Origin of the sequence: Paramicrobacterium fandaimingii (assembly GCF_011751745.2) — a bacterium.
GTDB lineage: Bacteria > Actinomycetota > Actinomycetes > Actinomycetales > Microbacteriaceae > Paramicrobacterium > Paramicrobacterium fandaimingii.
The window spans coordinates 1,141,094-1,165,685 of sequence record NZ_CP061170.1; the positions used below are offsets into that span (position 1 = coordinate 1,141,094).

General features: G+C 65.0%; 23 protein-coding genes. 12 read left to right on the forward strand and 11 right to left on the reverse strand.

Annotated elements, in window-relative coordinates; genetic code table 11:
* Positions 1-25: 25 nt before the first annotated feature.
* On the reverse strand, positions 26-742 hold the full coding sequence (locus tag HCR84_RS05505) for an alpha/beta hydrolase (RefSeq protein ID WP_235940796.1): 717 nt from the start codon (positions 740-742) through the stop codon (positions 26-28).
* A gap of 84 nt (positions 743-826) precedes the next feature.
* On the opposite strand from HCR84_RS05505, the gene HCR84_RS05510 reads away from it, so the two are divergent.
* A complete protein-coding gene (locus tag HCR84_RS05510; protein ID WP_166984342.1) occupies positions 827-2,641 on the forward strand; it encodes a thioredoxin domain-containing protein in 1,815 nt (604 codons plus the stop codon).
* On the opposite strand, the gene HCR84_RS05515 is transcribed toward HCR84_RS05510, so the two are convergent.
* Positions 2,628-3,983, reverse strand: a complete 1,356-nt coding sequence (locus HCR84_RS05515) for an L-serine ammonia-lyase (protein ID WP_166984341.1) — start codon at positions 3,981-3,983, stop codon at positions 2,628-2,630. The two genes, HCR84_RS05510 and HCR84_RS05515, sit on opposite strands and share 14 nt — an antisense overlap.
* A gap of 83 nt (positions 3,984-4,066) precedes the next feature.
* Here HCR84_RS05515 and HCR84_RS05520 point away from each other — a divergent pair, with 83 nt between their 5' ends.
* The 4 genes from HCR84_RS05520 (at position 4,067) to HCR84_RS05535 (ending at position 8,074) form a co-directional block, all read left to right on the forward strand.
* Positions 4,067-4,864, forward strand: a complete 798-nt coding sequence (locus HCR84_RS05520; RefSeq protein WP_166984340.1) for a fructosamine kinase family protein — start codon at positions 4,067-4,069, stop codon at positions 4,862-4,864.
* 41 nt (positions 4,865-4,905) lie between these two features.
* Complete coding sequence (locus HCR84_RS05525) at positions 4,906-5,661, forward strand: SDR family NAD(P)-dependent oxidoreductase (RefSeq protein ID WP_166984339.1); 756 nt, start codon at positions 4,906-4,908, stop codon at positions 5,659-5,661.
* A 62-nt stretch (positions 5,662-5,723) separates the two neighbouring features.
* Positions 5,724-6,470 (forward strand): sulfite exporter TauE/SafE family protein, encoded by a 747-nt coding sequence (locus HCR84_RS05530; RefSeq protein WP_244972572.1) that lies wholly within the window; start codon positions 5,724-5,726, stop codon positions 6,468-6,470.
* Positions 6,471-6,526: 56 nt separating this feature from the next.
* A complete protein-coding gene (locus HCR84_RS05535) occupies positions 6,527-8,074 on the forward strand; it encodes an SLC13 family permease (protein ID WP_166984338.1) in 1,548 nt (515 codons plus the stop codon).
* A 43-nt stretch (positions 8,075-8,117) separates the two neighbouring features.
* Here the strand turns inward: HCR84_RS05535 and HCR84_RS05540 are convergent, their stop codons facing one another.
* Complete coding sequence (locus tag HCR84_RS05540; RefSeq protein ID WP_166984337.1) at positions 8,118-8,510, reverse strand: type II toxin-antitoxin system VapC family toxin; 393 nt, start codon at positions 8,508-8,510, stop codon at positions 8,118-8,120.
* Position 8,511: 1 nt separating this feature from the next.
* Positions 8,512-8,772, reverse strand: a complete 261-nt coding sequence (locus tag HCR84_RS05545; RefSeq protein ID WP_166984336.1) for a type II toxin-antitoxin system Phd/YefM family antitoxin — start codon at positions 8,770-8,772, stop codon at positions 8,512-8,514.
* Positions 8,773-8,906: 134 nt separating this feature from the next.
* Between HCR84_RS05545 and HCR84_RS05550 the strand changes: the two genes are divergently transcribed.
* The 3 genes from HCR84_RS05550 to HCR84_RS05560 all read left to right on the forward strand — a co-directional run bounded on the left by HCR84_RS05550 (position 8,907) and on the right by HCR84_RS05560 (position 12,605).
* Positions 8,907-9,887, forward strand: a complete 981-nt coding sequence (locus HCR84_RS05550) for an ATP-binding cassette domain-containing protein (RefSeq protein WP_166984335.1) — start codon at positions 8,907-8,909, stop codon at positions 9,885-9,887.
* Complete coding sequence (locus HCR84_RS05555) at positions 9,884-10,693, forward strand: ABC transporter permease (RefSeq protein ID WP_166984334.1); 810 nt, start codon at positions 9,884-9,886, stop codon at positions 10,691-10,693. The genes HCR84_RS05550 and HCR84_RS05555 overlap by 4 nt, the downstream gene beginning before the upstream one ends.
* A gap of 196 nt (positions 10,694-10,889) precedes the next feature.
* Positions 10,890-12,605 (forward strand): cation:proton antiporter, encoded by a 1,716-nt coding sequence (locus tag HCR84_RS05560; RefSeq protein ID WP_166984333.1) that lies wholly within the window; start codon positions 10,890-10,892, stop codon positions 12,603-12,605.
* A 28-nt stretch (positions 12,606-12,633) separates the two neighbouring features.
* On the opposite strand, the gene HCR84_RS05565 is transcribed toward HCR84_RS05560, so the two are convergent.
* Complete coding sequence (locus HCR84_RS05565) at positions 12,634-15,846, reverse strand: ATP-binding protein (protein ID WP_166984332.1); 3,213 nt, start codon at positions 15,844-15,846, stop codon at positions 12,634-12,636.
* Positions 15,847-15,887: 41 nt separating this feature from the next.
* On the opposite strand from HCR84_RS05565, the gene HCR84_RS05570 reads away from it, so the two are divergent.
* Positions 15,888-16,469 (forward strand): class I SAM-dependent methyltransferase, encoded by a 582-nt coding sequence (locus tag HCR84_RS05570; RefSeq protein ID WP_166984331.1) that lies wholly within the window; start codon positions 15,888-15,890, stop codon positions 16,467-16,469.
* A gap of 5 nt (positions 16,470-16,474) precedes the next feature.
* Here the strand turns inward: HCR84_RS05570 and HCR84_RS05575 are convergent, their stop codons facing one another.
* Positions 16,475-17,047: a MarR family winged helix-turn-helix transcriptional regulator gene (locus HCR84_RS05575; RefSeq protein WP_166984330.1), complete on the reverse strand. Its 573-nt coding sequence runs from the start codon at positions 17,045-17,047 to the stop codon at positions 16,475-16,477.
* 104 nt (positions 17,048-17,151) lie between these two features.
* On the opposite strand from HCR84_RS05575, the gene HCR84_RS05580 reads away from it, so the two are divergent.
* Positions 17,152-19,398, forward strand: a complete 2,247-nt coding sequence (locus HCR84_RS05580; protein WP_166984329.1) for an MMPL family transporter — start codon at positions 17,152-17,154, stop codon at positions 19,396-19,398.
* A 17-nt stretch (positions 19,399-19,415) separates the two neighbouring features.
* On the opposite strand, the gene HCR84_RS05585 is transcribed toward HCR84_RS05580, so the two are convergent.
* From HCR84_RS05585 to HCR84_RS05605, 5 genes are all read right to left on the reverse strand, one after another.
* Positions 19,416-20,159: a tyrosine-protein phosphatase gene (locus tag HCR84_RS05585; RefSeq protein WP_166984328.1), complete on the reverse strand. Its 744-nt coding sequence runs from the start codon at positions 20,157-20,159 to the stop codon at positions 19,416-19,418.
* A 26-nt stretch (positions 20,160-20,185) separates the two neighbouring features.
* Positions 20,186-21,112, reverse strand: coding sequence for a CPBP family intramembrane glutamic endopeptidase (locus HCR84_RS05590; RefSeq protein ID WP_166984327.1), 927 nt, complete (start codon positions 21,110-21,112; stop codon positions 20,186-20,188).
* 10 nt (positions 21,113-21,122) lie between these two features.
* Positions 21,123-21,680 carry a CPBP family glutamic-type intramembrane protease gene (locus HCR84_RS05595; RefSeq protein ID WP_166984326.1) on the reverse strand — a complete coding sequence of 186 codons (558 nt, stop codon included), beginning with the start codon at positions 21,678-21,680 and terminating at the stop codon, positions 21,123-21,125.
* Positions 21,681-21,721: 41 nt separating this feature from the next.
* Positions 21,722-22,240, reverse strand: a complete 519-nt coding sequence (locus HCR84_RS05600) for a CoA-binding protein (RefSeq protein ID WP_244972599.1) — start codon at positions 22,238-22,240, stop codon at positions 21,722-21,724.
* Between the two features lie 65 nt (positions 22,241-22,305).
* Positions 22,306-23,595, reverse strand: a complete 1,290-nt coding sequence (locus HCR84_RS05605; protein WP_166984324.1) for an O-acetylhomoserine aminocarboxypropyltransferase/cysteine synthase family protein — start codon at positions 23,593-23,595, stop codon at positions 22,306-22,308.
* 139 nt (positions 23,596-23,734) lie between these two features.
* On the opposite strand from HCR84_RS05605, the gene HCR84_RS05610 reads away from it, so the two are divergent.
* Together HCR84_RS05610 and HCR84_RS05615 are read left to right on the forward strand one after the other, a co-directional pair.
* Entirely contained in the window at positions 23,735-24,160 is a 426-nt protein-coding gene (locus HCR84_RS05610; RefSeq protein ID WP_166984323.1) for an SRPBCC family protein, read from the forward strand.
* Positions 24,141-24,482: an ArsR/SmtB family transcription factor gene (locus tag HCR84_RS05615; RefSeq protein WP_166984322.1), complete on the forward strand. Its 342-nt coding sequence runs from the start codon at positions 24,141-24,143 to the stop codon at positions 24,480-24,482. The genes HCR84_RS05610 and HCR84_RS05615 overlap by 20 nt, the downstream gene beginning before the upstream one ends.
* The last annotated feature ends 110 nt before the right edge of the window (positions 24,483-24,592 follow it).

Below are 24,592 nucleotides of genomic sequence, written 5' to 3' on the forward strand. Positions count from 1 at the left end.
TCGGGCCGGACCGCGGGTGGGAGCGCTACACAAACGCCTGCACCTGGTCGACGACCAGGTCGGGGCGCGTGATGAACGGGTGATGCCCCGTGGGCACCTCGACGGAGCGCGTCGCACGGCTCGCGTGGGAACGCTGCAACTCGACGGATGTGCTGTGATCCTGCGCGCACACGATGTACGTCGAGTCGACGCCGCGCCAGCCGGCGTTCGTCGTCGGCGTGACGAATGCGGCAGCGCCTTGCGCGGTCACGCGCTCCCAGCCTTCGCGCTGCGTCGCCTCGGCGGCATCCTGAAGGAAGCGCTGGCCAAAGGAGCCCACGTCGTAGCCAGACAGGCTGAGCGTGCCATCGCCGTTGTCGCCGATTGACACCGGGTCGCTTTCGCCGCTCATGATCTCTGCCTGCGACTGCCCGACATCGGGCAGATATGACGAGACGTAGAGCAGGTGCGAGATGGCGGGGTGCTGGCCAGCCTCTGCGATGACGGTGCCGCCATACGAATGGCCGACGACGATTGCGGAGGTGGCGGAATCGAGCTCGCGACGCAGCGCCTCGGCGTCGGCCGCAAGTCCGCCGCCACGATTTTCGGGCGTGGTCTCGCCTGTCGACGGCAGAGCGACCGCTCGACTGCGAATGCCCGTGCGCTCAAAGAGCAGGTCGGCTGTTGGCTGCCACCACCATGCCCCGTCGCTCACCAGGGCGCCGTGCACGAAGATCAGGTCCATTGCTTTCTCGCTACTCATAGTCACGACTGTATGGCGCTCGTGTGCGTTGCGGGGACGATTCTGCTCACAGCAGAGCGGCGCATTCGGCCGTAGTGTGGGGGCATGGTCAATCGCCTCGCCGAAGCGATGAGCCCGTACCTCAGGTCTCACGCCGAGAACCCCGTCTCATGGCAGCAGTGGAGTGGCGACGCCTTTGCCGAGGCGGTCGAGCGCGATGTGCCGGTCTTCATCTCGATCGGCTACGCCACCTGCCACTGGTGCCACGTGATGGCACGTGAATCGTTCAGCGACAGCGAGGTTGCCGCGTACCTCAACGAGCACTTCGTGTGCATCAAAGTCGATCGCGAGGAGCATCCTGAGGTCGACGCAAGCTACCTGGCTCAGGCCGCCGCGTTCACGCAGGGGCTCGGGTGGCCGCTCAGCATCTTCGCCGCGCCCGAGGGTGCCGCGTTTCATGCCGGCACGTACTTTCCGCCCTCACCTGCGGGCGGGCGGCCGTCGTTTCGGCAGGTGCTCGAGGCCGTCGTCGACGCGTGGGCGAACAGACGCGACGTGGCGCTGAGCACCTCGCAGGCGGTCGGCGCCGCTGTGCGCGCGGCCGGAGAGCGCAGCGCTGAGGCTGCGAGACTGCCGACGCGTGAGCAGCTGACAGCATCCGTCGGTCGACTCGAGCATGCCGAAGACACGCTCTTCGGCGGCTTCGGCGGGGCGCCGAAATTTCCTGTCGCGCCGGTGATCGGGTTTCTGCAGGCGTATGGAGCAGATGACCTCGCCACGCGCACGCTCACGGCGATGGCGCGCTCGCCGCTGCGCGATCGCGACGGCGGGTTCTTTCGCTATGCGACGCAGCGCGATTGGTCAGAGCCACATTACGAGCGGATGCTGTACGACAACGCGCTGCTTCTCGGGGCGTACACGCGGGCGTGGCAGAGCGGCGATGATGACGCCGCGGCCGTTGTGGAGGGAATCGCCGATTTTCTGATCGACACACTGTACGTCGGTCGGGGATTCGCGAGCGGGCAGGACTCCGAAAGCACCATCGACGGCGTGCGTTCCGAGGGTGGCTATTACACCGCTGCCGACCGCGGCGGGCTCGAGCCCCCTGCTCTCGACGACACGGTGCTGACGGGCTGGAATGGGCTCGCGATTGAGAACCTGGCGCGCGCCGGAATCGTGTGTGCTCGGCCGGACTGGGTGGCGACGGCTCGCTCGGCAGCCGACGAGGTGCTGCGCCGGCACGGCGGTGACGGCGGCTTGGTGCGCGCATCGACGGCAGACACGGTGTCGAGCGCTGTGGCCACGCTTGAAGATTTCGGCATGTTCGCGTGTGGGCTCATCGAGCTGGCGTGCGCAACGGGTGAGGGTGCGTATCTCGATCGAGCGCGAGAGCTGCTTGAGCGCGTGGCGACGCCTGACGGCTTCGCCGAACCGCGGCACGACGATGTTCTTGCCGCACATGGGCTTGTGCTGCGCGATGATCCGAGTGAGGGTGCGTATCCCTCTGGGGTGAGCGCGTGTGTGCGGGCGAGCCGCATGCTCTGGCTTCTCACGGGGGAGCGCGACGCCCGCGACAGGGCAGAGTCGGCGATCGCCCCGTTCACCGAGCAAGCGCTCGCGAACCCCGTCGGCTTCGGCGCGCTGCTCGAAGAGGCATCGCGGCTTGGCGGCGCGGCGAGCCAGACGGTCGTCGTGGTGCCAGACGACACCGCGTTCACCGTGCCCGAGACAGTGCGGCGCCAGCGCGCCGATGTGCTGCTTCAGGTGAGTGAGTCGCGCGCACGTGAGCTCGCGGCATCCGGAATTGACCTGCTTGATGGACGAACGACTGTAGGCGACGCACCGACGCTCTATGTGTGTGAGAACTTCGCCTGTCGTCTGCCGGAGCGGCTTGATCAGGAGCGATTCAGCACTCGATGACGTTCACCGCGAGTCCGCCCTCGCTCGTCTCCTTGTACTTCGTCGACATATCGAGGCCCGTCTGACGCATCGTCTCGATTACCGCGTCGAGCGAGACGACGTGCGTGCCGTCGCCGTTCAACGAGAGCCGCGCTGCCGTCACCGCGGTTGATGAGGCGATGGCGTTGCGCTCGATGCACGGCACCTGCACGAGCCCGGCGACCGGGTCGCACGTGAGCCCGAGGTGATGCTCCATGGCGATCTCGGCGGCGTTCTCCACCTGCTGCGGCGTTCCGCCGAGCACAGCGCACAGGGCCCCGGCCGCCATGGCGCAGGCCGACCCGACCTCTGCCTGGCAGCCGCCGACGGCACCGGAGATTGACGCGTTTGCCTTGAACAGCGTGCCGATGGCCGTCGCCGTGAGCAGAAACTCGCGCATGCCCTCGGCGTTGGCTCCGTCGATGAACGTCAGGTAGTAGCGGCCGACCGCAGGAATGATGCCCGCGGCCCCGTTTGTCGGCGCCGTGACGACGCGTCCGCCCGACGCGTTCTCTTCGTTGACAGCGAGCGCGTAGGCGAGCAGCCATTCGCCGGGCAGCGAACGACCGTTCTCGGACTCCGTGTTCTGCAGACGGGTGCGCAACGGTGAAGCCCGCCGAGCCACCTTCAGCGGGCCGGGAAGCGTTCCCTCCGTCTCCAGGCCTGCGCTGATGCAGTCGTGCATCACCTGCCACAGCTCGTCAAGGCGAGCGTCGACCTCGTCACTCGCGCGCAGCGACTCTTCGTTGAGCCGCGCAACCTGCGCAATGTCGAGACCTCGCTCGTCGCACAGCTCAAGCAGCTCGGCCGCATTTCGATAGGGAAGCGGAACCTCTGTCGTCGCTTCGTCATCGTCGTCTCCGTCGCGCTGAATGAATCCGCCGCCGACAGAGAAGTAGGTGTGCTCGACAAGCGGAACCGCGCTATCGCCCCAGGCCGCGAGCGTCAGGGCATTTGGATGCTGCAGCCGCGTGCGCGGTTCAAGCGCGACGTCGTCGTGCTCGAAGTGCACGCTGTGCCGCCCATCGAGCGCGAGGGAGCCGGCTCCTGCCGCGGCATCCCAGACGCCTCTCACCTGTGCCGGCTCGCACGTGGTGGGCTCGAGTCCCGTGAGCCCGGCGACTACCGCATCAGGTGTTCCGTGGCCGAGACCCGTGGCGCCGAGAGACCCATACAACGTGCAGCCGATACGGCGAACCTGGGCGAGATCACCTGTTTCGCGCAGCCGTTTCACGAAGTCGAGACTCGCGCGCATGGGGCCAACGGTGTGAGAGCTTGATGGGCCGATGCCGATGGAAAACAGGTCGAACGCGGAAACGTACATGCTCCTCCTTGAACTCCTCTAGGTTACGTCTCATTCACTGAACGGCGGGTGATTCGCGGGAACCTCCGACGTACACTGCGGGTGTGACCGACTCTTTCGTGAAATCAGGCCCGAACCCGCTCGGAGAGGCAGCTGGACTCCGCTGGCTTGCCGAGGCACACAGCGACGGCGGCGCCCGCATCGCCGAGGTCATCGATGTGTCAGAACAGCGACTGGAGATCGAGCACATTGACAGTGCTCCGCCGAGCGCAGCTGGCGCTCGCGCGTTTGGGGCCGCGCTCGCGCGGACTCATGCTGCCGGAGCCAGCTGGTGGGGGTGTCCGCCGGATGGCTGGTCGGGCCCGGCGTGGGTCGGGAACTCGCAGACTCCTCTCGTTGTCGACCGAGATCACGCCAAGGCGACCTGGGGTCAGTTCTATGCGCAGCACCGGATCGACGAGTTCGCGCGACGACTTCGAGCGGACGGCGTGATCGGTGCCGATGATGCGCGGCTCTACGCTCGATTGGCAGCGCGGCTCGACAACGGCGATTTCGACGTGGCGCAGCCTCAGCTGGTTCGTGGGGCGGGGCATGCCGTCGCCCGCGTGCACGGAGACATGTGGTCGGGCAACGTGCTGTACGACGGGGCGTCCACCGGAGCTGCCCTCATCGATCCGATGGCGCACGGCGGCCACGCTGAGACCGACCTGGCAACGCTCTCGGTCTTCGGCTTTCCCTATCTTGACGACGTCTACGCGGGGTACGACGAGGCATCGCCGCTGGCTGACGGCTGGCGTGAGCGCGTTGGCCTTCATCAGCTGGGCATCGTCATCATGCACGCGCACCTCTTCGGCGGCAGCTACATCGGCGCTTCCGCGCGTCTCGCTGATCAGTATGTGTGAGGATCTCGGGCAGAGCGCCGCCTGAAGGAAAGGACACGGACATGGCATTCGACAACAAGGTAGCGCTCGTCACCGGTGGAGCTTCTGGTCTAGGCGAGGCAATCAGCAAGCAGCTCGCCGCGGAGGGCGTCAGGGTCGTTGTCAGCGACATCAACCTCGAGGGCGCCGAGCGTGTCGTGGGCGAGGTCGAGTCCGCAGGCGGAACAGCGGCAGCGGTCAAGCACGACACCGCCAGCAAAGAGGATGCCGAGAAGGTCGTTCGTTTCGCCGTTGACACCTTCGGTGCACTGAACTACGCCGTCAACAACGCGGGGATCGGCGGAAAGCAGCTTCCCGCAGGCGAAACGGATCTTGACGACTGGGATCGTGTGATCAACATCAACCTCAACGGCGTTCTCTACGGAATGCGTTACCAGATTCCCGAGATCCTCAAGGCCGGCGGCGAGAGTGGCGGCATCGTGAACATGGCCTCCATTCACGGAACCGTCGCGGCGATCGGAAACGGCGCGTACACCGCAGCAAAGCACGGCGTCGTGGGCATCACCAAGAACGCTGCGGCCGAGTACGGGGCGCAGGGATTGCGCATCAACTCCGTCGGGCCCGGCTACATCGACACGCCGCTCGTGCGCAGCAGCTTGAGCGACGACGTGCGTACGGCACTCGAGAGCAAGCACATGCTCGGACGCCTCGGGCGCGCAGAAGAAGTGGCTCAGCTCGTCACCTTCCTGCTCTCTGACAAGGCATCGTTCATCACCGGTGGTTACTACCTCATCGACGGCGGCTACACCGTGGTGTGATGCATGTAATCTGAGCAGATGCGACTGTCTGTTCCCGCGCTGTCTGTGGCAACGGAGACCGCGTGGATGTGACCCTCGCGGTCGTCGCCGGTGCCGCAATCCTGATAGGTACGATCCTTCAGCGGTTGTCTGGCACCGGCGTCGGCCTTGTGGTGGCACCGATCCTCACCGTTCTGCTTGGGCCCGTCGCCGGCATTCTCGTCACAAATGCCACCACCGTCGTCTCCGGAATTCTGCTGCTTCTCTCGATGCGGCGCGATATCGAATGGCGGCGGTATTTTGCGTTTCTGCCGGGAATTCTGGTGGGGGCCGTCGCCGCCTCCTTTGTGGTCAGATCGGCACCGGCCAGCTGGCTGCAGATTCTGATCGGCGCGATCGTGCTCGCCGCCCTTGCAACGACGTTCGGTCTTCCGCGCTTGCCTCTCGTGCGCTCGAAGGCGCTGGGCCCGGTCACCGGCGCCATTGGGGGCTTCTTCAACACGTCGGCCGGAGTGGCCGCCCCCATCATGGTCATCAACGCGAAGCTCTCCGGGTGGAACCAGAAGGCCTTCGCCGCCACAATGCAGCCCACGTTCATGACGATGGGCATCGTCTCGGTCGTCACCAAGCTCTCTCTCGGTGCGACATCGATCTCTGAGCTGCCGCCAGTGTGGATGTTCGGCCCGGTCGTCGTGATTGTGCTCGGCGGCATCTGGATCGGCGGCCTGCTGAGCATGCGTGTGTCGTCCCGCACCGCACGCAACACGGCGATTACCCTCGCAGCGATGGGAGGTGCTGCAGCCCTGATCAGAGGTCTCGTGTCGTTGTAAACCCGATCGACGTCACGCTTACGTTGAATGCACGACTACTCAGCAAGGGAGCTGTCATGTCTACGATCGAACGTCTGAAATCTCCGGGTCAGCTCGACACCGGCCTCGATAAGAAAACAACGCGACGACGATGGATTGGGTTCTTCGGCGGCATCCTGCTGGCCATCGCCGTCTTCTACGCCATGCCGGCCGAGCTCGAACACTCGCCCAAGATCACAGCGGCGACCGCGGTGCTCATGGGTGTGTGGTGGATGACCGAGGCGATCCCCATCCCCGTCACCGCGCTCATTCCCGTGCTCGTCTTTCCCATCGCGAAGATGGTCGATTCAGACGACAATGTCGTCGGCTTCGATGACGTTGGCGCGTCATACGGCAACCACATCATCTTTCTGTTCATGGGCGGGTTTCTCATCGCCCTCGCCATGCAGCGCTGGAACCTGCATCGTCGCATCGCCCTGCACATCGTGCGTCTCATGGGCGGCAAATCGCAGGCGATGATCGGCGGGTTCATGATCGCCACCGGGTTCATCAGCATGTGGGTCTCGAACACGGCGACGGCCGTCATGATGCTGCCACTCGGCACGTCGGTTCTCGCACTCGTTTCGCAGCAGATGAAAGATCAGAAGGGCGACACATCAGCCGGCACGGCATCGGACGTGATTCGGACGAATTTCGGAACCGCGCTCATGCTGGGAATCGCGTATTCGGCATCACTCGGTTCGCTGAGCACGATCATCGGCACCCCGCCCAACACGCTGCTCGTCGGTTATCTGGCGAGCAACTTCGACATTCACATCGGGTTCGGCCAATGGATGCTCGTCGGGCTGCCGCTCGCGATCGTGTTCATGTTTCTCTGCTGGTACCTGTTGACGCACATTCTGTTCAAACCGGAGCTGAAAGAGATTCCTGGCGGGCGTCAGCTCGTTTCAGACGAGCTGCGCAAACTCGGCCCGATGGCAACGGGGGAGAAGCTCGTTCTCGCTGTCTTCGCGCTGGCCGCCGTGAGCTGGATCTTCGTTCCGGTCATCTTTGAAGAGCCGCCGATCGACGACGCAGGGATCGCGATCGCCGCGGGGCTGATTCTCTTTCTCTTTCCAGCCAAGGCGAATCGCGGCGTCAAACTGCTCACCTGGGAGTCGGCCGTCGACCTTCCGTGGGGAGTGCTGCTGCTCTTCGGGGGAGGGCTCGCGCTGTCGGCGCAGTTCACCGAATCGGGACTGTCGACCTGGATCGGTCAGCAGGCCGAGGTCGTCGGCGTCCTTCCGGTGATCCTGATCGTCGCGATCATCGCCACGCTGATCCTGTTTCTCACCGAACTGACGAGCAACACGGCGACGTCGGCGACCTTCCTCCCCGTTGTCGGCGGCGTCGCGATGGGCATCGGCCTCGACCCGATGCTGCTGGCGATTCCGACGGCGCTCGCGGCAACGTGCGCCTTCATGCTGCCTGTGGCAACGCCTCCCAATGCTGTCGCGTTCGGCTCGGGATACGTGACGATCGCATCGATGATCAGGGGAGGAATCTGGCTGAACCTGATCGGCATCGTGCTGGTGACGGCGACGACCATGACGCTCGCCGTCTGGGTGTTCGGTTTGACGTACTGAGTCGTGTGTGCGGCCGGCGTCTCGTTCTCGTCGGCCGCACACATCACGCCGGAGCGATCGTTGTGATGCCGTAGGAGCCGGCAGCATCAGCGAGGTGGCCGTCATACACGATGATCCCTTCGAGGTCCGCTCCGAGCTCGAGGGCCGCAGCGAGGTGGACGGCGTCGAGACTGCACAGTTCAGGCGGCTGAAGCCGTGCGGCCGCGTCGTACGTAGCCGTCGATAGGGACAGTGAGAACACGGACTCCAGCACCTCGCGGGCCCGCACTGCACGGTCAGGCGAGACGGGCCGCACTGCACGCATGAGCTCTGTTCGAGCGAGGTCGCACGTGACCAGCTCGCTCTCGCACGAGGTGAGCCATTCGTGAAGTGCCGCCGATTCTGCTTCGGCAACAACGAGTTTTACAAGCGCCGACGTGTCGAGATAGTACGCCACGTCAGTAGCGCTCGTCGTCGCGCTGACCTCGCAGTGCGGGCGTCAGTTCGCCCGGTGCGGGAACAGATAGATCTCGGAGCGAGCGCCGAGGCGCGCGTAGCCGACCAGACACCAGGAGGCGATTGAGTTCGCCAGAGACTAGCGGCGACAGCTGTGCGACCGGGCGCCCTCGATCCGTGATCGTCACTGAGCGCCCCTCGGCGACCGAGGCGACGACGGCTGACGCATTTTGCTTCAGTGCTCTAATGCCAACATCATCCATGTTCTACGTTGTAGAACATGTGACGCTGGCATGGAAGCGCGCGTGTGAATGACACATACCAGCTTCGTGACAGCGGCGTGACAGCATCCTGAAAGTGGCCGGGGTGACTCTTGTTCCTGACGAAAGGAACACAGATGACACCCTCAGAACTCGCGGTTGACGCGACAGGTCTCGTCAAGATCTTCGGCGGCAATCGCGCCGTCGACGGCGTCGACCTCACCGTGCGCGCTGGAACCGTTTATGGAGTTCTCGGCCCCAACGGCGCAGGTAAGACGACGACGATCAGCATGCTCGCAACACTGCTGCGGCCGGATGCTGGCAGCGCGCGCATCTTCGGCCACGATGTGCAGAAAGAAGCAGGAGTCGTGCGCCAGCTGATCGGCGTGACGGGGCAGTACGCCTCTGTCGACGAGTCCCTCAGCGCAACCGAGAACCTCGTGCTCTTCGGTCGGCTGCTCGGCCTCAGCGGCCGCGACGCGAAGCGCACAGCAAACAACCTGCTCGAGGAATTTTCACTCACGGACGCCGCCAGGCGGCCCCTCAAGAAGTTTTCCGGCGGAATGCGCCGTCGACTCGACCTCGCGGCGAGCCTCATTTCGCGGCCGCCCCTGATCTTTCTCGATGAGCCGACGACCGGCCTCGACCCCCGCACGCGCAACCAGATGTGGGACACGATCCGCCGCCTCGTGACGGAGGGCTCCACCGTGCTGCTCACGACGCAGTACCTCGACGAGGCAGACCAGCTCGCCGACCGCATTGCCGTGATCGACACGGGGCGCGTGGTCGCCGAAGGAACGGCAGACCAGCTCAAGGCCTCGGTCGGAACATCGGCGCTGCAGGTGCGCCTCGTCGACGATGCCGACGCCGAGCCTGCCGTGCGGGCGATGCGCGACGTTCTCGGCTTCCACGGCGAACCCGCGGTGCAGGGCGATGCGATCAGCGTGCCCATGGCCGATGCCGATCGGGTGACCGACCTGCTCATCGAACTGCGAAGCCGCGGCATCCATCTTGCCGAGATGAGCGTTCAGAAGCCCACCCTCGACGAGGTATTTCTCGCCATCACCGGCCACGCGGCAGAGCCCGCTGCCGACGAGCTCGAAGGAGCACACTCATGACGACAGCAACACTCGATACCAGGAAGCCGCTGTCGAATTCCGTCGGCCTCGCCGAGACGCTCTCGCACTCGCTGTCGATGGCCCGCCGCGGCCTCATTAAGATCAAGCGCACACCAGAGCAGCTCGTCGACGTGACAGTGCAGCCGATCATCTTCACTCTGATGTTCACGTACATCTTCGGCGGTGCGATCTCGGGAGACGTGCAGAGTTACCTGCCCGTCATCATTCCCGGCATCCTCGTGCAGACGGTGATCACCACGTCTGTCGTCACGGGTGTGCAGCTGCGTGAAGACATGGACAAGGGCGTGTTCGACAGATTCCGTTCGCTGCCGATCGCGCGCATCGCGCCGTTGGCGGGCGCTCTGCTCGCCGACACCGTGCGCTATACGATCGCCACAACCCTCACGTTCGTGATGGGCTTCATTATGGGGTGGCGTGCTGCGGGCGGAATCGGCAGCGTCGTGCTCGCCGGACTCGCGGTGATCGTATGCGCGTGGGCCATCAGCTGGATCTTCGCCTTCTTCGGTGTCATCGCCCGCACGGCATCCAGTGTGCAGGGAATTTCGATGATCATCCTGTTTCCGCTGACGTTCCTCTCGAACGCCTTCGTGCCCGTCGACACGCTGCCCGGTTTTCTGCAGGGCTTCGTGCAGATCAACCCCATCTCGCACCTCGTGACTGCCGTGCGCGAGCTCGCCAACAACGGTGTCGTGGGCGGCGACCTGGTGATCTCGCTGATCGGTGCGGCCGTGATCGTCGCCGTGTTCGCCCCTCTCACGGTGCGTGCATACATGCGCAAGGCGTAGCGGGAGCTCCGGGGCTCCCAGCGAACCCGGGAGATCGTTTCGGGCGGCAGTCACTGTGCACTCATTCGGAAAACTCAGGCGACACGCCGTGGAGGGCGCTTTCCCTGCGGCGTGTCGTCTGAAACTTCCGAATCTCTGCACGCGCGGGCCCGGGGTTCTACGCTGTGAACAGCACAACATCACACGAAAGGCACAGATGGAGACGTTTCTCGTCATCGCGGTGCTCGCCCTCGTGGTCATTGCCGCCGCATCGGCACTCGCGCCGAAGATCGGGGTGGCGAACCCGCTGCTGCTTGTGATTTTCGGCATCGTCGTGAGCCTCGTTTCCGTCGTTCCCGACGTGCACATCGAGCCGGAGTGGATACTCGCCGGTGTGTTGCCCCCGCTGCTGTACTCGGCGTCGGTATCGATGCCCACCATGGACTTTCGCCGCGAGTTCACCGCGATCGGAGGCCTCTCTGTGGTGCTCGTCGTCGGCAGCGCCGTCGTGCTCGGATTGTTCTTCTCGTGGGTGATCCCCGGGCTCAGCCTTGCGTGGGGCATTGCACTCGGAGCCATCATCAGCCCAACGGATGCTGTCGCCACATCCATCGTCAAACGCATCGGCGTGAGCTCACGTGTCGTCACGATGCTCGAGGGTGAAAGCCTGCTGAACGACGCGACAGCGCTCGTGCTGCTGCGTTCCGCGGTGGCTGGCGCCGCGGCATCCGTCTCGCTCTGGAGCGTTGTCGGAAGTTTCGCCTACTCGGTGGCGATCGCCTCGGTGATCGGCGTGTTCGTCGGTTGGGCAAACCTCGCGGTGCGCTCGCGCGTTGAAGACCCGACGGTGAACACCGTCATCTCGTTCACGATTCCCTTCATCGCGTCGGTGCCTGCCGAGATGCTCGGCGCGTCGGGGCTCGTCGCCGCCGTCGTTGCAGGACTTGTCACGGGGCGTGGCGCGATCAAGCGGCTGTCGCCCTCGCACCGCATCGCCGAGGAGCAGAACTGGAAGACAATAGAGCTGGTGCTCGAAGGTGTCGTGTTTCTGCTCATGGGGCTTGAGCTCAAAGCGATCGTCGCCCACAGCATCGCCGAAGACCACGGATTCTCGCCGCTGCTGTATGCCCTCGGCGCCCTTGCGATCACGCTGCTCGTGCGCATGGCCTACGTCGGCGTGCTGCTGTTGGCGTCGCGTCGGCGCACGGAGAGACACAGAGATATGCGCCCGCGGCTCGATGCCGCGCAAAAACGCCTCGATGAGCACACGGCCGATCCCGCCGCATTCCTCGGTGGCCCCGGAGCCGCCGCCCAACGCAGAGGGCCGGGACGTGGCCGAGGCAGCGACGTGCAGCGGGGTCAACAGGGGCCGCAGCCACGCGGGCCGCGGGGCGCCCGCACCCTCGAGCGCTTCAACGCGCGGCTGCGGCGCATGGGCGCTGACATCGACTACTTCATGAGCAAGCCGTTCGGGTGGCGAGAGGGCTCCGTCGTTGTGTGGGCGGGCATGCGGGGCGCGGTGACGCTTGCCGCGGCGCAGACCTTGCCTGCAGACACGCCGCATCGCTCGATGCTGATTCTTGTCGCGTTCATCGTCGCCGTCGGGTCGCTGCTGCTGCAGGGAGGATCGCTCGGTTGGGTGGTGCGCCGCGTCAAGCCGAGTGTCGAGAGCCCCGTCGAGCAGATCGCTGAGCGCCGACGGATGCTGACGCTCCTGAGCGAGGTGGCCGATGCCGTGCCCGAGAGCACAGAAGAGGGCGCCGCACGGCCCAGTCGAGCGCTCGCAGTCATTGAGGCGCAGCGTGCAGCCCTTCTCGACGCGCGCAACGACGGCACCTACTCAGCCGATGCCCTCACTAACGCACTTGCCGTGCTTGACGCAGACCAGATTCGCCTGGAGATGCGCGGCGAGGCGTCAGACGCACACGAGTAGTACGGCAGCGAGCGCCGCGCCGAGGGGCTCACTCGTCGGCTGCGGCCCGGTGGGTTCCCGAGCCCGACTGTGCACGTGCCAGCAGAGTGAGAAGCTCGGCGGCGCGGTCGAGGCGGCCAAACGGGGAGAGGGATGCCGCGACCGCGCGGGCCTCGGCGACGGCATCGGCTCCTCGCACCTGTTCGGCCTGCGCGAGCAAGACGGGGGCAGACAGCACGGCGAAATCACGCCGGTAGCCCATCTGTTCGGCGAGCACCAGAAGTTCAACGCCCGTTTGCGCTGTCGCGGCATCGTCGAGGGCAATAGCCCCCACAGCCGCGATGCCCGACCCTGTGACCGGCTGATCGGTTGACCAGCCGCGCACACGAATCAGCGCACGAACACGTGCCGAGAGGCGGTCGGAGTCGGCGAGAAGCGACTCGCGCGGCACCCCGGAACGGCGCCTGGTCAGCGCCCTCGTCGCCATGGCGAGCACCAGCCACGGCGCAGAGCGGCCGCCACTGATCTCAAGCTGCGCCAACCCGGCGTCGAGCGCGGCGATCGCATCGGTCAGGCGACCATCATGAACGGCGATCTCCGCGTCGAGAGCCAGCAGAAGCCCGCGAAGCTCGCCGGGAGAATCTTCGCCCATGTCGGCGAGCATCGCACGCGCGGCCGAGGCGTCGCCCTGGTGTAGCTCCGCGAGCGACAGCATCCATCGTGCTTGAACCATGTCTTCGTCTGCACCGATCTTCGCGAGCGCGTCCGTCGCAGCATGTGCCCATGGCCTCACCTCGGCAACTCGCTCGTTCTGGCTGAGAAGCTGGGCGACGACGGACGCGGCCATTGCCTGAAGCCAGGTGTCGTGCAGAGCAGTTGCTCGGGCATGGCCGGCGCGTGCGTACTCCAGGGCGCGGCGATATTCGCCGAGGTTCTCTGCACCGTTTGCCCCAAGCACAGCGGCATAGGCCGCTCGGGCATCGTCATCGTGCTGCAGCTGCGCGTCCACCCAGGAGAACAGCGACTCGGCGCCGGCGTCTGTGCTGATCGGGGGCAGCGCGAGCATCTCCGTGAGGGTGAGCGCGCGGGCATCGGTGACGTGCTTCGTGCTGACGAAATGTCGAAGACGAGAGAGTGCCGGGTAGGCGACGCGATTCGCGCCGAACATCAGAAATGTCACGGCGAGCATCGACAGTCCCAGCGCCGCAGCGTTGATGATGCGCGGTGAAACGGCATGATCATCGGATGCCGCCAGCACGTCGGTGCCGAAGCCCAAGAACTCCTCATGCTCGCCCCTGATCGACCAGACAAGCGAGAGCAACCCGAACAGGGCATACACCACGTCGCTTGTGGAGCGCGTGATCGCGTGACGCAGCGCCGCGACGAGATTCTCGCGTTCCGTCACAGCGACGGTGAGCGCATCGAGCTGCTGCGCGCCGAGCATCTGATCGAAGAGGTCGAGTGCCAACCGGGTAATCCACTCGTCGTACCGCGCGTCGATCATCGTGCGTTCGCCAGCGTCATCGAGACGATCGCGGGCAAACTCGCCGACGGTCTCCAGCAGGCGGTACCGCACGGCAGACCCCTCGTCGCGCACCTGAACGAGCGATTGCATGACGAGGGCGTCGAGATCGTCGATGACGTCGGCACCGTCGCCGGCTACCTCGCCTGCTGCCTCGGCGGTGAACCCGTCGGCGAACAGAGACAGACGGCGCAGCGTCTTGCGCTGCCGTGGTTCAAGAAGCTTCCAGCTCCAGTCGATCACGGCGAACAAAGTGCGGTGTCGCGCCGGAGCGGAGCGGTCGACGGCGGTGAGCAGGGCAAAGCGGTCGCGCAGCCGGCGCTCAATGTCGTCGAGGGACATGGAGCGCACACGTGCCGCGGCGAGCTCAATGGCGAGGGGGAGCCCGTCGAGGCTCGCGCAGATGCGGTGCACGGCATCGGGATCAAGCTCGGCGCCCGGTCTGATCGCGCGGGCGCGCTGCAGAAACAGCTCGATGGCAGAGCCGGGCCCACCGGCATCCGTCAGGGAAAGCTGGGGGAGGGCGATTACCTGCTCTCCTTCGATCGCGAGCGGTGACCTGCTTGTTGCCAGAATGCGCAGCGTCGGGACGGCGCTGAGCACGTGATCGGCGAGGGATGCGGCCGCATCGACGAGGTGCTCGCAATTGTCGAGAACCAGCAGCGTCTCGCGCTCGGCGAGCGTCGCCACGGCGCGTGATCGCAGATCGGTGAGCACGAGCGGGTCAGACAACCGGGCGACCGAACTGACCGTGCGGATGCCGAGAGTCGACGTCACCGTGATGAGCACGTCATCGGGGCTTGTCGCTCCGGCCAGCTCGACAACGACAGTGAGTGGCGCGTGAGATCGGCGTGCCACCTCGTGTGCCAGGCTGGTTTTGCCGAGGCCGCCGACGCCGAGGATGGTCGTGAGGCGGTGCGAGTCAACGGCGGCCTCGACCGCGGCGATGTCGGCGTCGCGTCCCACAAGGGGGCCACGACGTGCACGCACACCAATCTGTTTGCGCTGCGGTGAATCATCGCGCAGGAGCTTCGTGTTGAGCTCGATGGCATCGCTGCCTGGCGTGGTGCCGAGGATCTCGGCAAGTGCGCCGCGCAGTCGGGCGAACACGGCGAGTGCGTCTGTTTTGTGCCCGTTTTCGGCGTGCGCGCGCATCAGCAGAACTGCCGAGTCCTCATCAATGGGCGAGGCGTCGACAAGCGGGGTGAGCGCGGCGACCGCCTCGTCGAGGCGACCACCGTTCAGCAGTGCGCGTGCTCTCGAGCGAAGAATGCTTGAATGCAGCGTCGCGCCTTGAAGACGGAGGCTCTCGGCGACGGGTGCATCGCCGAGGTCGTCGCCGGGATCGCCGTGCCAGTGAGCCAGAGCCGCGGCGAGTTCATCGGGTTCTGATGCGCGACGCGCGATGTCAAGGTCGGTGCCGACCGTGAGCCGGTACCCGGCGGGGCCCGACGCGATGGCCTCGGTGCCGAGCAGTCTTCGCGCCCGGGAGACCAGCGTTTGCAGTGCGGCGCGTGGACGGTCAGGAACGTCGTCACCCCAGACGTCGTCAACGAGTCGCTGGGTGCTGGCGACGAGCGGAGCTGCGAGAGCGAGCGCAGCGATGAGCCGCCGGGGGAGCGGTCCGGACACGGGTTCGTCGTCGACGAGCACGGGGCCGAGTACGCGTATGCGTACGTTCTCCACAGTGTCGTTCTCCACTGTGCCCTTATCCTCCGAGACGTTCTCTCCCTCTGCCACGTGGTAAGTGTAGTGTCGCGGCGTTGTGCGAGCATGGTGGCATGACGCCGACGTTCGATTGGGATGCCTATTACAAGGCGATGTCGGGCCGGCCGCCGCGCAAGAATCTGATCGCTGCACTCGAGCATTGGGGCGATCGACCTCCCGGACACGCGGTCGACCTCGGGGCGGGCGACGGTCTTGAAACGCGTGAGCTTGCCTCTCGCGGCTGGCGCGTCACGGCGATTGACGGCGACGCCGGGTTACCCGATCGGCTGCACGAAATCGAGGGCGTCACTGCGCGGAGGACAGACTTTGCGCAGATCGCCGAGCTGCCGGCATCCGATCTGGTCTTCTCGGGTTTTGCCCTGCCGTTCTGCCCCCATGAGCACTTCGACGCGCTGTGGGGAGCGATTCGCACGTGTCTGCGCCCGGGCGGCCTTCTCGCCGTCGAATTCTTTGGCATGCGGGATGAGTGGGCGGGAACGCCGGGCATGACCTTCCACACCCGTAACGATGTCGAACGGATGCTGTGGGGGCTCGAGACGCTGCTTCTCGACGAAGACGAGCGCGACGGGCGCGCGTTCGACGGGCCGAAGCACTGGCACGTCTTTCATGTGATTGCGCGCTGCCTCGACGGGTGAGCCGACTATTCCGCGGGGGAGTTCGGCTCTGCCCAGTCGAGATTGGTGGGGTCTATCTCGTTGGCCATGTCGTCGATAAATCGCATGACCACGACGCGCTCGGCGGGGCTGAGGCGCGCCGCAGCATGGAACCGCTTCGCCTGCTGGCGACCGACGGTGGCCATCGCGGCTTCACGCGTCTCGGGCGTGATGGATATCGCGAGCGCGCGCCGATCGTGGGGGTGCGGCTGCCGCGTGATGTGGGTGCCCTTCTCAAGGCGATCGAGAAGCTTTGTCGTGGATGCCGTCGAGATGCCGAGGTGTGTCGCTATCGCTCCGGGCGTTGCGATCTGCTGCCGGTTGTGCGCGACGATCAGGTAATGCAGCGCGCGCATGTCCGTCTGGTTGAGCTTCATATACCGCAGGGATGCTTCTGACAGCCGATGCTCGGCGTCGCGCAGGTTGCCGAGTGACCCCATCAGCTCGCTGATCTGGCGCACATCGGTGTCGTCGAGTCCCGACCGATCGATCAGTCGACTCTGCGGGTCACTCGCGTCGAGCGCATAGATGTTCGACGAGGTGTTCTCGGGATCCATCATGCTGGTGATCTTAGCTGAATACGAGCGATACACGCCGAACTATCTGCATGCTACCCTTATTGCTAGCTTAGCTAGTGAAAAGCTCTCGGTGGGGGAACAGGTAGATGCACGAAAAGCAATCCGACAACACGCAGGCGTTGCCAACGCGCGCGTCTCTGCGCCAGCATCACCGCGCGCCGCGGTGGCTGCGCGTCGTCATTCCCGCACTTCTCATCATCGTCTGGCTGGCCGCGGCATCCGTTGGGGGACCCTACTTCGGCAAAGTCGACGAGGTGTCCTCGAACGATCAGACCAGCTACCTTCCGAGCTCGGCCGATGCCACCAAAGTGCAGGCGCTCAGGGAAGACTTCAGCGACTCAGACGCCATTCCAGCCATCGTCGTGTTCTCCAGCGACGACGAACTGAGCGACGAGAAGATCGCCACGGTAACCGACGCACTCGAGGGCCTCGATGGCGCGACCGGCGTCGCATCAGACATCTCGCCGCCGATTCCCTCCGACGATGGGCACGCACTTCAGGCGTTTGTTCCCCTTGATGCGGATGCTGACGTCGGCGACGTCGTGTCGAGCATTGGCGATACGCTGCGCTCAGATGCGCCCGATGGCGTCGCCGTTCATGTCACAGGCCCAGCGGGCTTCTCGGCCGACCTTGTCGCCGCGTTTGCCGGCATCGACGGCCTTCTGCTCGGAGTGGCTCTCCTCGCGGTCTTCATCATTCTGATCCTCGTGTACCGCTCGTTCCTTCTGCCGATCGCCGTGCTGTCGACAAGTCTCTTCGCGCTGTGCGTTGCGCTGCTCACCGTGTGGTGGCTTGCAAAGGCCGAGGTTCTTCTTCTGAGCGGGCAGACCCAGGGCATCCTGTTCATTCTGGTCATCGGCGCCGCAACGGACTATTCGCTGCTCTATGTCTCTCGCTATCGTGAGGAGCTGCGCGTCAATACCGATAAGTGGGCGGCGAGCATGCGCGCCATCCGAGGATCGTTTGAGCCGATCATCGCCTCGGGCGGAACCGTCATCGCCGGGCTTCTCTGCCTGCTGCTGAGCGACCTCAAGTCGAACAGCACGCTCGGGCCTGTCGCATCGATCGGCATCGTCTTTGCCATGCTCTCGGCGCTCACTCTTCTGCCAGCGCTGCTGTTTGTCTTCGGTCGGGCAGCGTTCTGGCCGCGTCGGCCTCACTACGAGCCAGAGGTCGTTGCCGACGAGCACGGCATGCCCTCGACGGGCATCTGGACGAAGGTTGCACGAGCGATCACGCGTCGCCCCCGCACGATCTGGGCCGTGACGGCGCTTGTGCTGCTCGCCGGAGTCTTCGGTGCAACGCAGCTGAACGCCGTCGGGGTTCCGCAGTCAGACCTCGTGCTCGGCAACTCGGAGGCGCGCGACGGTCAGGCCGTACTCGGCGAGCATTTCCCGGGCGGGTCAGGAAGCCCTGCTGTCGTCATCGTTGATGAGAACGCCCTGCTGAACGCCGCCGACGTGCTGCGTGACCATGATGGCGTCGACAGCGTCACCGTGACCTCCGCCGATTCGCCGAGCGGGTCGGCAACGATCACCGACGATGGCATTAAGGCGGTTGGCCCTCCGGGAGCGCCCGCGCCCGACCCGACGGTCGTCGATGGTGACGTGATGCTGCAGGCGACGCTGTCTGATGCTGCCGATTCCGACGCGGCTGCAGTGACGGTTCGCGACCTGCGCACAGAACTTGCGCATGCCGTTCCTGGCGCCCTCGTCGGCGGTGTGACGGCGACGGCCATCGACACGAACGACGCGTCAATCCACGATCGCAACCTCATCATTCCCGTGATCCTCGTCGTGATCATGGTGATCCTGATGCTTCTGCTGCGTTCGATTCTCGCCCCGCTGCTGCTTGTGCTCACCACGGTTCTGTCGTTCGGAACGGCGCTCGGCGTTGCGGCGCTCGCCTTCAACGGCATCTTTACGTTCCCCGGAGCGGACCCCGCGGTTCCGCTGTACGGCTTTGTGTTTCTCGTGGCCCTGGGAATCGACTACAACATCTTCCTGATGACGCGCGTGCGTGAGGAGTCACTCAAGCACGGAACGCGAGACGGCATTGTGCGCGGACTTGCCATCACGGGCGGCGTCATCACGTCGGCCGGCCTCGTGCTCGCCGCGACGTTTGCCGCGCTCTCGGTGATTCCCGTGCTGTTCCTCGTGCAGATCGCGTTCATCGTGGCCTTCGGTGTGCTGCTCGACACCTTCATCGTGCGTTCGCTGCTCGTGCCTGCGCTCAGCTATGACATCGGGCGCGCGATCTGGTGGCCGTCGAAGCTCTCCCGTCGCGCGCGTGACGCGCAGCTGACCGAGGGCGTTCACAAACACGTGCGTTGATCGTCGGTTCTCGCCCGTCAGCCGTGCGGTTCCGCATCGTCGACCAGGCTGTTCTGCAGAGCCGTGAGTGCTCGCTCGTCGAGGCCGTGTGCAGCAAAGTACTCGTGTGAACCGCCGTACTCGGCATCAACGGTCTCGAGCGCCGCGCGCATCGCCCCGGCATCCGTCCCGCAGACAACCTTCTCAACCGCGGGCGTCACCTCGAAGCCCATCCTTCGCACCTGCCCGAGCATCATTGCGCTCCATGCTCCCGCGAGGTTCTCAGCCGAGATCACGTAGTCGGCAATGATGCGCTCGCGCGGAACGCCAACGGCATCGAGCAAAAGTGCAATCGCGACACCCGTGCGGTCTTTGCCCGCCGTGCAGTGTACGAGCACGCCGCCGCTGGATCGAAGCGCGACCCATTCGCCAATGCGGGCGAAGCTCTCGCCGGCCTCGTCAATGAGGTCGCGGTACAGCTCGGTGAGCGTGGGAACCTGCGTCACTGTGTCGTGAACCGCGCCCTCGAGAAGCGGAAGCGAGACGTAGTCGGCAAGTGTGGACTCGTCGAGCATCGGCTGTGTCTGCTCCACCTCGACGCGACTGCGCAGGTCGAAGATCGTGGAGATGCCCGTCTGGCGAAACTGATCGATGCCGATCGGCGTCAGAGCGACGAGCGCATCTGATCGAAAGAGCCGACCAGCGCGGATGCTGCCGCCTGACGCCGGCAGACCGCCGACGTCGCGAAAATTGCTGAGCCCCTCGGGGACCTCTGTGGTCATGCCCACTGTCGCCTCCTCGCCATTGGTCAGGAACGTGCTGGTGAAGCGAGCTCCAGCTTACGTCGCGGTTGCTTCAGCAGTGCGAGCACCGCGATCACGATGCCCATCGCGATCCAGCCGGGAGCGCCGAGAATGGTGGACGTCGCCGCGTCGAACCCGGCCGGGAGCCAGAGGAACGTAAGAGACGTCACAGAGTTGAGGGCGCCGTGGCCGACGGCAGCGGGCCAGATGTTGCCCGTCCAGTACCGTGACCATTGAAGCAGCACCCCGACGCACAGTGTGAAGCCGCACATCCAGAGCAGCCCTGTCACATCCGTGCGGTTGAAGTTGTAGCCGAGCAGAATAATCGGCGCGTGCCACAGACCCCAGATGATTCCGATAATCACGGCTGATCTCCAGAACCCGAGGGGCGCGAGAGCCGATGTGAGAAACCCGCGCCAACCGAGTTCTTCGCCGAATGCAGAGACCGAGCTCATCAGCACGGTAAGCGGCAGCCACGCGAACGATACGGCCATGTACGACGCGACTGACACGTTGACGCCGAGCGCTTGCTGAAGGCTCGACGCCGACCAATCAGGCGTCGTCCAGCCACACACAACGGCAATGAAGAACGCGCCGAAAGCGAGAACGAGAAAGATGATCGGCCACCCGATGAACAGCGCGATATTGCGCCAGACCGGGCGGAACGGGATGAAACCGAGGTACCGGGCCTTTTTCACCGGCTTCACCATCGTGAACGTCACGATGAGCGCGGCGACGCTCGGTGTGAACATCATCGCGCCGAGCAGAGGCATTGTCAGGGGGTCGGCGAGGCCGTCACCGAGCCAGAGCGGCAGCATCACAAGCCACGCGAGCCCGCACGCCAGAATCGTGTACACGACGACTGCGGCCCAGGGCACTCGTGCGGAGTGCTCTGCTGAATGTGCCTGTTGTGTCTGCGTTGACGTATCCATGCATCCGACGCTACGAAGAACGGATGCTGCAGTCATCCGCACGCAGGCGGAACTTCGCTCTCCGCCTCGCGGGGGAGAGGCACACACGCTGCAGCCTATGGACGGGGCTCGAGCTCCAGGCTTCGGTGCGGTCAAAGTTGTACCCAAGCATGATGAGCGGTGAATACCAGATGCCGGCGATCACACCCGTGAGGAGCGCCGACTGCCAGAAGCCGAGCGGAGCAAGCGCGGAGGCGAGAAAGCCGCGCCAGCCGAGTTCTTGGCCGAATCCGGTGAGCGACGAGACGAGCGTTGAGAACGGGAGCCCGGCGAGCAGAATGAGTGCGTAGGAGCTCACCGTGATTTGATCGCCGTACAGCTGGTATATATCCCTCGAGAACCACTCGGTGCTCGTCATGCCGAACTGCACGGCCAGGACGAAGGCGAGGACGCCGAGAATTGCCCAGAACACCGGCCAGACGGAACCTGCGTCAGACGCGCTGCAGTATCCATGTGCGCGACTCTCAGGGATCTGCAGGCCGCTCGCCATCGACAAGCCCGATTGCACGCGAATCTGTGATGAACTCACGCTGGTGCCCGGAGTGCTGCCACCCCGCCGGGCAGATTGTCTTAGCGCAGGCCCTTCTTCGACGAGATCACGCCGGTGTCGAAGCCGAACAGATTGAGCTTGCCGTGGAAGCGTGCGTGCTCAACCTTGATGCAGCGGTCCATGACGACGGTGAGGCCCTTCTTCTCGCCGTCATAGGCTGCTTCTTCGTTCCAGATTCCCAGTTGCACCCAGATCGTCTCAATGCCAGCGGCCACGACGTCGTCGACGACCTGAGGAATGTCGCTCGCCTTGCGGAACACGACGGCAATGTCGGGCTTCTCCGGCAGCGATGCCAGGTCGGGGTACACGGGCTGTCCGAGGATCTCTTCGGCGTTCGGGTTGATGAAATAGAGCGTGTAGTCGCTTGACTGCTGCAGGTACGTCCCGACGAAGTAGCTTGCGCGCGCAGGGTTCGTCGACGCGCCGACGATAGCGATCGTCTTCGCCTCCCGCAGAATCGCCAGGCGCTGCTTGGCGTCGGGTCCGATCCATGTGCGCTGCGATTTCAGCAGCGTCGCGAGGGGGGAGTCTGCGGGCATTTCGCAGCTCAGCCCGTTCTGCAGTGCGACGATGTCTGTCTCTGCCGCTTTTTCTTGAGCCATGATCATGCCTCCACTGCCTGGCTGAGCGCCTGATCGAGATCGTAGATGATGTCGTCAGCATCCTCGATGCCGACGCTGAGTCTCACGAGGCCCGGCTGCACACCGGCATCCTCGAGCTGCTGCTCGGTCAGCTGCGCGTGCGTCGTCGATCCGGGGTGAATGATGAGCGTCTTTGTATCGCCGATGTTGGCGACGTGGCTGGCGAGGTTCACCGACTCGATGAGGGTCTGCCCGCCAGCGCGACCGCCCTTGACAACGAAGCTGAACACGGAGCTTGGCCCGAGGGGCAAATACTTCTTCGCGCGCTCGTGGTGCGGATGGCTTGCGAGCCCCGCCCAGTACACCGACTCGATGCGGCTGTCTGCGTCGAGCCACTCGGCGACGGCGCGTGCGTTCTCGACATGTGCGGTCATGCGGAACGGCAGCGTCTCAATGCCCTGCGCGAGCTGTTGCGCGGAGGTCGCCGAGAGTGCAGGCCCGATGTCGCGCAGCTGCTCGGCGCGCAGCCTGGTGAGAAATGCGTACTCACCGAAGTTGCCGGCCCACTGCAGGTCGCCGTAGGTAGGCACGGGCTCATGGAAGAGCGGAAACTTCTCGCGCGAATACGTGAACCGACCCGATTCGACGACGAGCCCGCCCATCGTTGTGCCGTGCCCGCCGAGAAACTTCGTCGCCGAGTGGGTGACGATGTCGGCGCCCCACTCGATCGGGCGGTTGAGATACGGGGTGGCGATCGTCGAGTCGATGATGAGCGGAATCTCATGCGCGTGGGCGACGTCGGCGAGCCCTTCGATGTCGGCGATTTCGCCCGAGGGGTTCGCGATGGTCTCGGCGAAGATCGCCTTGGTCTTGTCGGTGATCGCCGCGGCGTAGTCGGCCGGGTCTGTCGAGTGCACGAACGTCGTGTCGACGCCGAAGCGGCGCAGCGTCACGTCGAGCTGCGTGATCGACCCGCCGTACAGGCTCGACGACGCGACGATGTGGTCGCCCGCACCGACGAGGCTCGCGAACGTGATGTATTGAGCCGAGAGTCCGGATGCCGTCGCGACGGCGCCGAGTCCACCCTCGAGGCTCGCCACGCGCTCTTCGAGGCTCGCGACAGTCGGGTTGGCGAGCCGCGCGTAGATGTTGCCGTACTTCTGCAGGGCGAAGCGGGCTGCGGCATCCGCTGAGTCATCGAAGACGAAGGCCGTCGACTGGTAGATGGGCAGCGCCCGGGCACCGGTCTCGGGGTCGGGGATGTTGCCCGCGTGGATTGCCCGCGTGCGAAAGCCATACTCGCGATCTGCCATGCCTCGAGGTTAGCGGCGCGGATGCGCTCGCTCGAACTCGTGAGTAACACAGTGACGCATTGACCGGCGTGATGCATTACCGTACAGTAAGACTTACCGAGCAGTAACATATTGACGAAAGAGCCAGGGGGAGTTGTCGATGCCTGATATCAGCCGATCGCTTGAGATCTCCGCACCGCCGACCACGGTGTGGAAGTGGTTCACAACGCAGGAGATGCTTCGGCAATGGCTGCGACCCGACATCGTGATCGACCTGGTCGTGGGCGGCGACTACAGGATGCTGGGGTCAGACGGCACGACGATCAGTGGTGTCGTGCTCGAACTCGTGCCCGAGAAGCGTCTCGTGCTCTCCTGGCTTGAGGAGGGCACCGGCTGGAAGCATCCTGCTCGCCTCGTCGTAGAGCTCGAGCCGACTTCCGGCGGTACGCGCGCGACGCTGACGCACGATGGCTTCGCTGGCATCGGGACGCCGGGCTGGCAGAGCACCGCCGAATCGTATCGTCGGGGCTTGTCGACGCACCGGGTTCTCGAAGGGCTGGCCGAGGTTGTCCAAACAAGAGCCTGACCCGCGCGAGGATGCGTTTCGCGCGCTCGCCGACCCAACGCGTCGACGCATTCTCGATCTGATCGCCGAGCATGGCGTCCGCAGCGTGGGGGAGCTCGCCGATGAGTTTCCCGGCCTCGTGGCGTCGGGCATCTCGAAGCACCTCATGACGTTGCGCGCCGCGGGGTTGGTTGCGGCGACGAAGGAGGGGCGGCGGCAGCTCTACCGCATCGATGCCACGGGCATGAACCGTGCGTTCGGGGCGTGGGTCGCCACGTTCGATGCCTACTGGCAGACCTCGCTCGAGCGACTGCGCGATCTCGCGGAAGGCGATGGAGTCTGACGTGTTGCGTCGCAAGCCGTGCTGAGGTCGAAGCGGAATCGCTCGCGGGGTCACGTAGCGGTGTTCATGCGGCCCAGATGGGCGGCGCGACGCCCGCGCGCGCACGATCT